Consider the following 9,182-nt stretch of genomic DNA (forward strand, 5'->3'; position numbering starts at 1 on the left):
ACCGAACGCGAAGACCCGGCACTGGCACGGGCGAGCCTGCAGCGCGCCCTTGAACTCGCGCCCCACGCTCTGGGCCTGCAGGGCGAGCGGGGCACGCTCGAGACCTTTTCGAACCGCTTTCCCGAAGCCCAGGCGGCCTTCGCGGCCGCGCTGCAGGACACCCCGGCAGACTACGTGGCCCTCACCGGGCGGGGGCTGCTGCGCCTCAAGCAGGGGCAGCCTGCGGCGGCTCTGGACGATTTCCTGCGTGCCGGGGTGATGGAGCCGCGCTATGCGCGGGCGCGCACCTGGACGGGCGTGGCCTACTACCAGCTCGGGCGCCACCAGGACGCCATCAGCACGTTGCAGCAGGCCAGCGCCCTCGACGACAAGGACCCTGTGCCCTACATGCTGCTGGCGCAGATCCACGCAGACCTGTTCCAGCCCGCCGAAGCCGTGGCGGCCGCCCGTGCGGCTGTACAGCGCATGCCCCATCTCAAGTCGCTGAACCAGATCGCCAATGACCAGAAGGGCAGTGCCAACCTGGGGGCTTCGCTGGCCTTCTTTGGCATGGAGGACTGGGCGCTGGAGCTGGCCCAGCAGAGCTTTTCGCCTTACTGGGGTGGCAGCCATCTGTTTCTGGCAGACCGCTATCAGGGGGAGTTCAACAAGAACTCGGCTCTGTTCCAGGGCTTTCTGACCGACCCGATGGCCTTTGGTGCCAGTCAGCGCCATGCCTCGCTGCTCCAGCAGCCCGGCAGCCACGGGGCGGTGGAGGTCACGTTCGACAAGGCTTTTTACCGCCTAGCTTCGCCCTCGGTCACGCTCAATGGCATGGACAACAGCCACGTTCCCGTGTCGTGGTTCGTAAAGGCGCAGACGGCTTCGGCCCAGCGGTTTCCGCTGGACGTGGGGGTGTCGGGCTTTCCGGCATTTTTCGATGGCACCGGCACGGGCGAGGTCCGAGCCGATGTGCTCACGCTGGGGTTCGGGTTGCAGCCCTCCGAACGGCTCAACCTGTTTGCCTATGCCAACCGGTTCGACATGAAGCTCGACGCCGACAACCGTTTTCGCACGCATCTGGACAACACCGTGAGCCAGGGGGCGCTGGGGCTGTCCTACCGCTGGAGCCCGGCCGAGCAAACGTGGCTCAAGTTCGGGCGCAGCGTGGAGGCCACGAATACCACCAACTATCCGGCGTTGTTCGTGTCCGACCCCCTGGTGGGCGTGCTGGGGCTGCAATCCACGCCGCGCAAGGCGTTCTCCGATGTGCAGCTGCGCCACAGCTTCGATCCGGAGCCCGGCACGCGCTGGAGCGTGGCGCTGGAGCACGTGGTGGAAAAGCAGTCCAGCGAAACCGTTGCCCTGGGCTCGGTCGGCGGTGTGCTGGGCAGTGGCCAGACGGTGTCCGATCTGCTGGCGTTCGGCGGCACCAACGCCATCGACCGGCGCTATACCGGCCTCACGCTGGCCGGGCAGAAGCAGTTGGATGCCGGGCTGCGGATCGATGCGGCCCTGGGCATCCAGCAGATACGCCACCGCGTGGACGGCGAAAGTGCCGTGATCCTGGCCAACGCCGAGGCGGTGGTGAACGAGCTGGCGCAGCGGCACGACACCGAGCGCGCGGTGACGCCGCGCATTGGATGGGTGTGGCAACCCGCTGTGGGAACCACCGTGCGCCTGGCCTACCAGGACTGGATGCGGCCGCTGAGCGTGTCCACCCTCACCAGTGTCGAAACGGCCGGCATACCCGTGGAAGACCGACTGGTGGAAGCGGGCGGGCGCCACAAGCGCAGCGTGGCGCAACTGGGCATGGAGCTGGGTGAGCGCACCTTCGTGAGCGTGCGGGCCGACTACCTGCGCGTGCGCAACCCGGGCACGCTGGGCGTGGACCTGCGCACCCCCAGCCTGCCGTTCCTCGAAGAAATGCGCAATGCCCAGCTGCTCAACCTGTCGGCCACAGAGGTGCTCGAAGGGACGCCCAGCTACGAGGAAGGTACGCTGCGCACGCTGACCGCGGGTGTGAACCACATGGTCAGCCGGCACTGGTCGGCCTATGGCAAATACCTGGCCCAGCACAGCAGCAGCCAGTACGCCACGGGCAGCGCGCAAGACGGCACGATGGCGGAGGGTCGGATGATCCCCTACATCCCGCGCCACACCCTGGTGGCCGGCGCCACGTGGGCAAGCACGCAGTGCATTTACGTCAGCGGGCGGGCGGTGTACCGGTCGAAGCGCTTCGAGGACAAGGAAAACCTGACGCCCATGCCTGCTGGCTGGAGCCTGGACCTCATGGGCTTCTGGGAAACCCAGGACAAGCGCTGGGTGGTGGGCGTGGCTGCGCTGAACCTGCTGGGCAACAAGTCGGCGCGCCAGAAGGCCCGTTATGTCCTGGATGCGCGATACCGCTTCTAGGGCAGGCCGTCAGCAGCAGGGGCTCGCGCTGGCCGCGGGCCTGCTGGCCCTGCTGCTGCTGTGGGGGGCCACATTCACCAGCCCGTGGCACGCGCTCGAATTCAAGACCTTCGACGTCTTCACGGCGCTGGCGGCGCCCCGGCGCAGCGGCTTGCCGCTGGTCATCCTGGCGATCGATGAGCCCACGTTCCAGGAGCTGAACCAGCCCTGGCCGTTTCCGCGCAGCCTGCATGCGCGCCTGCTGAGGCGCCTGCATGCCGATGGGGCGGCCGCAGTGGGCTTTGACGTGGTGTTTGCCGATCCTTCCACCGAAGAAGAAGACGCCGCGCTGCAGCAGGCGATTGCCGAGGCCGCACCGGTGGTGCTGGCCGCCGCCCGCGAAAAGGTCGAGAGCGGCAACGCAACGTTGTGGACCGATGTGCCGCCGCTGCCGCGGTTTCTGGAAGCGGGCGCGCAGGCGGGTGACGTGGGTGTGCAGCCCGACGACGATTTCGTGGTGCGCCGCGCCAGCCTTCATCCGGACAGCTTCGCCGCGCGGCTTGCTTCCCGGGTGCGCGGCGGCCTGCCACCGCCGGCTGCGGCGCCGGAATTCTTGGCCTACCGCGGACCGCGCGGCACTTTCGACACCCGCTCGTACTATCAGGCGCTGGAGCCGGGTCTGCTGCCGCCGGGGTTCTTCCGGGACAAGATCGTGCTCGTGGGGCGCTCCGCGCGCACGGTGCCCGAACTCCAGCATGCGCAGGCCGACCTGTTCAATTCGCCATTCGGAGCATTGGGGGGCGACCGATTGTTCCCGGGCGTCGAGCTGCAGGCCACCCTGCTCGACAACCTGCTCGCAGGCGACGGGCTGCGTGCCGCGCATGGGGGCTGGACGGCAGCTCTGGTGCTGCCGCTGTTGCCGCTGCTGGTGTGGGGCGGGCAGCGCCTGCATCCGGGCAGCCTGGCCGCCATTGCCGGAGCTGCCGTCCTGGTCCAGGGCGTGGTGGCATGGGTGCTGTTCGCCCATGCCCGCGTGTGGCTGCCACCCCTGCTGCCCATGGTCTCAGCCCTGGTGCTCTACGGCACCACGGTGGTGGTAGGGCATGCCGCCGTGCGCCGACGGGCGCGCCAGACGCGCGCCATGTTGTCGCAGTACGTGCCCGCCGCCGTGGTGTCGCGTCTTATCGCGCACCCGGAATTGCTGCGCCTGGGCGGCGAAGCGCGCGAAGTCACGGTGATGTTCACCGACCTGGCGGGCTTCACCACCTTGTCCGAGCAGCTCAGCGCCGAGCAGACCGTGGAGGTGCTCACGGGCTATTTCAGTGCCATGACACCCATCATCCACCGCAGGGGGGGCACGGTCGACAAATTCATCGGCGATGCCGTGATGGCCTTCTGGGGCGCTCCGCTGGATGACCCCCGGCACGCCGAAAACGCCGTGCGTGCGGCGGTAGAAATGCAGCAGGCCATGCACGGGCTGGTGGCCGATCTCGGCAAGCGGGGCCTGCCCCCCATCCACATGCGCATTGGCCTGCACACGGGGCGCGTGGTGGTGGGCAATGTGGGGTCGGACCAGCGGTTTTCGTACACGGCGATTGGCGATGCGGTCAATCTGGCGGCTCGGCTGGAGGGTGCCAACAAGGCCTTCGGCACGCAGATCCTGCTGTCGGGTGCCACGGCGGCGCAACTGCCTGCCGATGTGGCGCTGCGCCCATTGGACGACGTGATCGTCAAGGGAAAGTCCGAACCCGTACGCGTCTACACCCCCTGCGACGATATACAGGTTTGCGCGCTGGGAGCGGCCGTGCTGGACGCGTTCCATGCGCGGCAATGGGCGCAGGCGGACCAGTTGTTGCAGGCCCTGCTGGCGCTGCGTCCTCACGACCCCGCTGCAGTGCATCTGCGCGAGCGGGTGGCGGTTGCCCGCTCGTTGCCACCCGGTGCGCCCTGGTCGCCTGCGGTGGCGCTGGACAAATTGTGAAGAGGGGCGCGCGGGCGCATCGCACCGAACGCGCCGCATGGGTTTGCATGGGCTTGCGTGGGCCAGACGGCCCTGGCCGTGCGAAGTGTTATTGACCGAAATCAAGCCCGACGCCAAGGTTGCGTGCATGATGGAACCATCCCGGTGGCCATGGCTTGCGAGCCAGCCCCGCTTTGTTTTCATAAGGAGTGCCTCATGCAAGTACAAGTACACACCGATGACCACATCCAGGGTGGAGAGTCTTTGGCCCAATGGATCCAGGAAGAGGCGGCCAGCCGACTGGCGCGGTTCCGCGACCATCTCACGCGGCTGGAGGTGTTTCTGTCGGATGTGGATGCGGGCAAGTCGGGCGCGGAAGACAAGCGCTGCCGCATCGAGGCCCGCGTGGCCAGCCGCCAGCCGGTGACCGTGACGGCCGACGCCGACAAGATGGCCATGGCGTTCACCAACGCGGTTGAGAAACTGGTGCGCGCGCTGGATGCCGACCTCGGACGTGCCAAGGACCGCAACGGGCGCGACACCATCCGCGATGCCCAGGAATAAGCTGGGGGATGTATTAATCGCCCAAGCCGTGGTCCCTGCGGGTCCGGCATAAAAAAACGCGCCCGAGGGCGCGTTTTTTGTGGGCTCGCAGGACTTACTTGGCTGCCACCACGCGGGCCATTTCCAGGCACTTGTTGGAATAGCCCCACTCGTTGTCGTACCAGGCCACCACCTTCAGGAACGTGGTGTCCAGGGCGATGCCGGCTTCGGCATCGAAGACGCTGGTGCAGCTTTCGCCGCGGAAGTCGGTGGCCACTACCTTGTCTTCCGTGTAGCCCAGGATGCCCTTGAGGGCGCCTTCGGACTGGGCCTTCATTTCGGCGCAGATCTCGGCATAGGTGGCGGGCTTTTCCAGCTCGACCGTCAGGTCCACCACCGAAACGTCGGAGGTGGGCACGCGGAACGACATGCCGGTGAGCTTCTTGTTCAGTTCAGGAATCACCACGCCCACGGCCTTGGCGGCACCGGTGCTCGAGGGGATGATGTTTTCCAGAATGCCGCGGCCGCCGCGCCAGTCCTTGTTGCTCGGGCCGTCCACGGTCTTTTGCGTGGCGGTGGCGGCGTGCACGGTGGTCATCAGGCCGCGCTTGATGCCCCACTTGTCATTCAGCACCTTGGCCACGGGGGCCAGGCAGTTGGTGGTGCAGGAGGCGTTGGAAATGATGGCCTGGCCAGCGTAGGTCTTGCAGTTCACGCCGTGCACGAACATTGGCGTGTCGTCCTTCGAAGGGGCCGACATGATGACCTTCTTGGCGCCTGCGTCGATGTGCTTCTGTGCCGTTTCCTTGGTCAGGAACAGGCCCGTGGCTTCGATCACGATATCGGCACCGACCTCGTTCCACTTCAGCGCGGCCGGGTCGCGTTCCTGCGTGAGACGGATCTTCTTGCCGTTGACGATCAGCGTATTGCCTTCCACCGACACTGAGCCCTTGAAGCGGCCGTGCACCGAGTCGTACTTGAGCATGTAGGCCAGATAGTCGGGTTCCAGCAGGTCGTTGATGCCAACGACTTCAATGTCGCTGAAGTTCTGCACGGCAGCGCGGAACACCATGCGGCCGATGCGGCCGAAGCCGTTGATACCAATCTTGATCGTCATAGTCTCTCCAAAGTTGATGTTCAAAAGTCCCAAAAATCAAAGGGGCCCCACATCGCTGCAGGGCCCCTGGCCGGATCACTTGCGCTTGAGCACCGCCTGCACGGTGGCCGCCACGTTTTCCTCGGTGAAACCGAAGTGCTTGAACAGCACGGGGGCCGGGGCCGATTCACCGTAGGTGTCGATGCCGACCACGGCCGCGCAGCCGTACTTCCACCAGCCGTCGGTCACGCCCATTTCCACGGCCACACGCGGCAGGCCGGCGGGCAGCACGGCCTTCTTGTACTTGGTGTCTTCGCGGTCGAAGGTGGTGGTGCTGGGCATGGAGACCACACGCACGGGGATCTTCTTGTCGGCCAGCAGGCGCTGGGCCTTGAGGGCCAGCTGCACTTCCGATCCGGTGGCGATGATCACCGCCACGGCCTTCTTCTTGAGGCCCACGTCGGCGGGTTCGCTCAGCACATAGGCGCCGCGCGAGATGTCGCCCAGGTCGCGCTTGGGTGCGTAGGGCAGGTTTTGGCGCGACAGGGCGAGCACCGTGGGCTTGTTGCGGTTGGACAGGGCCACGCTCCAGGCCACGGCGGTTTCGGCCGTGTCGGCGGGGCGCCAGACATCGAGGTTGGGGATCAGGCGCAGGCTGGCCACATGCTCGATGGACTGGTGCGTGGGGCCGTCTTCGCCCAGGCCGATGGAGTCGTGCGTGAACACATGGATCACGCGCTGCTTCATCAGCGCAGCCATGCGGATGGCATTGCGGCTGTAGTCGCTGAAGGTGAGGAAGGTGCCGCCATAAGGGATGAAGCCGCCATGCAGGGCGATGCCGTTCATCACTGCGGCCATGCCGAATTCGCGCACGCCGTAGTTGATGTGGCGGCCACCGATTTTCTTGCCGCCTTCCAGTTCGGTCTGCACCACGTTGCCCTGCAGGTCGAAGCGCAGGTTGGGCGTGCTCTTGGTGTTGGTGAGGTTCGAGCCCGTCAGGTCGGCGCTGCCGCCCAGCAGTTCGGGCAGGGCGGCGGTGAAGGCTTCCAGCGCCAATTGGCTGGCCTTGCGGCTGGCCACGGTCTCGCCCTTGGTGTGGGCGGCCACCACGGTGTCCACGGCCACTTGCGCAAAGTTGGCGGGCAGGTCGCCGTTCATGCGGCGCGTGAATTCCGCGGCCAGCTCGGGGAAGGCGGCGCTGTAGGCGGCGAAACGCTCGTTCCAGGCGGCTTCCGCGCTCTGGCCGTTGGCCTTGGCGTTCCAGCTGGCGTACACATCTTCGGGTACGACGAAGGGTTCGCTCGTCCAGCCCAGGGCTTCGCGGGTGAGCTTGATTTCGTCGGCGCCCAGGGGCTCGCCGTGGGCCTTGGCGGTGTTGGCGCGGTTGGGGCTGCCCTTGCCGATGTGCGTCTTGCACACGATGAGGGTGGGGCGCTCGGTCTGCTTCTTGGCTTCGGCGATGGCCTCGGCCACCTTGTCGGCGTCGTGGCCGTCGATGGGGCCAATCACGTTCCAGCCGCAGGCGACGAAGCGCAGGGGGGTGTTGTCGGCAAACCAGGGGGCCACCTGGCCGTCGATGCTGATGCCGTTGTCGTCGTACAGCGCGATCAGCTTGTTGAGTTTCCAGGCGCCGGCCAGCGACACGGCTTCGTGGCTGATGCCTTCCATCAGGCAGCCGTCGCCCAGGAAGGTGTAGGTGTGGTGGTCGACCACGGCGTGGCCTTCGCGGTTGAATTCGCTGGCCAGCAGCTTTTCTGCCAGCGCAAAGCCCACGGCATTGGTGATGCCCTGGCCCAGGGGGCCGGTGGTGGTTTCCACGCCGGGCGTCACGCCCACTTCGGGGTGGCCGGCGGTCTTGCTGTGCAGCTGGCGGAAGTTCTTGAGTTCGCTGATCGGCAGGTCGTAGCCGGTGAGGTGCAGCAGCGCGTACAGCAGCATGGAACCGTGGCCGTTGGAGAGCACGAAACGGTCGCGGTCAAACCAGTGGGGGTTGGCCGGGTTGTGCTTGAGGTGGCGGCCCCACAGCGCAACGGCCATGTCGGCCATGCCCATGGGGGCGCCGGGATGGCCGGAATTGGCTTGTTGAACTGCGTCCATGGCCAACGCGCGGATTGCGTTGGCCATCTGGTGGGATTGCTGGGTGTTGGCCATGGGGTGGGCGGCTCCGGAGGGGGAGGTTCAGGGGAAACCCGGCATTTTACCGGGGTGGCTTTCAGGCGCCTGAATCGTCCGTCATCACCCAATGGCCCCTGGCGGCAATGCACTACAGTGCGGGCCATGCAAGGACTGCATCTCACCGCTGATCTTCGGGGTTGCCGCTGCGCGCCCACCTGGCTGCTGGACGCCGCGGCATTGGGTCGGGCCTGTACCGACGCGGTGCGCGCTGCCGGGCTGCACCCCGTGGGGCAGCTGTTCCATGAATTTCCGGCCACTGCGCAGGGTCCTGGCGGGGTGACTGCTACTGTTTTGCTAGCGGAATCGCACCTGTGCGTGCACACATGGCCCGAGCAAGGTGCCGTCACCCTCGATGTCTATGTGTGCAACTTCGGCGCCGATCATTCGGGCAAGGCACGCGCCTTGATGGAAGCCTTGCTGGCCCTTTTCGAACCCGCCGAGGTGCAACGCAACGCCCTGCAGCGCGGTGCCGTGGGGTTCGCCACGGAGGCCGTGCAATGACGGCGTCGGCCGTGGCGCAGGTTCCCGCACTGGTGCTGGCCGCCGGCCGTGGCGAGCGCATGCGGCCCCTCACCGACACCACGCCGAAGCCGCTGCTGCAAGTGCAGGGCCGGCCTCTGCTGCAATGGCATTTGCAGGCCTTGGCCAGCGCCGGTGTTTCGCGCGTGGTGATCAACACCGCCTGGCTGGGCGAGCAGATCGTGGCGCATTTTTCGCATCAAAATGGCCTGACGCGCTTGCCAGACAAGCGCGAGCAGCTATCAATTTCATACTCCATGGAAGGGGTGGATTTCGGGGAGGCGCTGGAGACGGCCGGCGGCATTGCGCGTGCCCTGCCGCAGCTGGGCCCGGTTTTCTGGCTGGTCGCCGGCGACGTGTTCGCGCCGGACTTCACCTTCGACGCCGCCGCCGTGCAGCGCTTTGCCGCCAGCGATGCGCTGGCGCACCTGTGGCTCGTGCCCAACCCGGCGCACAACCCGCGGGGCGACTTTGGCCTGTCACCACAGGGGCTGGCGCTGAACCTGCCGGCGGACG

At 66.6% G+C, this 9,182-nt stretch carries 7 protein-coding genes; 5 read left to right on the forward strand and 2 right to left on the reverse strand.

Translation table 11 applies throughout. From position 1 onward, the window contains the following. The 3 genes from ACDELDRAFT_RS15520 to ACDELDRAFT_RS15530 form a co-directional block, all read left to right on the forward strand. Window positions 1–2,394: tetratricopeptide repeat protein (locus ACDELDRAFT_RS15520; protein WP_005798478.1), on the forward strand; the 2,394-nt coding region annotated here is incomplete at its 5' end. Then, a complete protein-coding gene (locus tag ACDELDRAFT_RS15525; protein ID WP_005798479.1) occupies window positions 2,366–4,354 on the forward strand; it encodes a CHASE2 domain-containing protein in 1,989 nt (662 codons plus the stop codon). The genes ACDELDRAFT_RS15520 and ACDELDRAFT_RS15525, both read left to right, overlap by 29 nt. A 195-nt stretch (window positions 4,355–4,549) precedes the next feature. Continuing rightward, window positions 4,550–4,897: an HPF/RaiA family ribosome-associated protein gene (locus tag ACDELDRAFT_RS15530; RefSeq protein WP_005798480.1), complete on the forward strand. Its 348-nt coding sequence runs from the start codon at window positions 4,550–4,552 to the stop codon at window positions 4,895–4,897. Window positions 4,898–4,991: 94 nt separating this feature from the next. Here ACDELDRAFT_RS15530 and gap read toward each other — a convergent pair whose 3' ends face one another. Further along, window positions 4,992–5,993, reverse strand: coding sequence for a type I glyceraldehyde-3-phosphate dehydrogenase (gene gap, locus ACDELDRAFT_RS15535; RefSeq protein ID WP_005798481.1), 1,002 nt, complete (start codon window positions 5,991–5,993; stop codon window positions 4,992–4,994). A gap of 75 nt (window positions 5,994–6,068) precedes the next feature. Continuing rightward, window positions 6,069–8,123: a transketolase gene (gene tkt / locus ACDELDRAFT_RS15540; RefSeq protein ID WP_005798482.1), complete on the reverse strand. Its 2,055-nt coding sequence runs from the start codon at window positions 8,121–8,123 to the stop codon at window positions 6,069–6,071. Window positions 8,124–8,249: 126 nt separating this feature from the next. Between tkt and speD the strand changes: the two genes are divergently transcribed. Both speD and ACDELDRAFT_RS15550 read left to right on the forward strand, forming a co-directional pair. Further along, window positions 8,250–8,648 carry an adenosylmethionine decarboxylase gene (gene speD / locus ACDELDRAFT_RS15545; protein WP_005798483.1) on the forward strand — a complete coding sequence of 133 codons (399 nt, stop codon included), beginning with the start codon at window positions 8,250–8,252 and terminating at the stop codon, window positions 8,646–8,648. Then, window positions 8,645–9,182: NTP transferase domain-containing protein (locus ACDELDRAFT_RS15550; protein WP_005798484.1), on the forward strand; the 538-nt coding region annotated here is incomplete at its 3' end. The genes speD and ACDELDRAFT_RS15550, both read left to right, overlap by 4 nt.

The organism is Acidovorax delafieldii 2AN, assembly GCF_000175235.1.
Taxonomy (GTDB): Bacteria; Pseudomonadota; Gammaproteobacteria; order Burkholderiales; family Burkholderiaceae_C; genus Acidovorax; species Acidovorax delafieldii_B.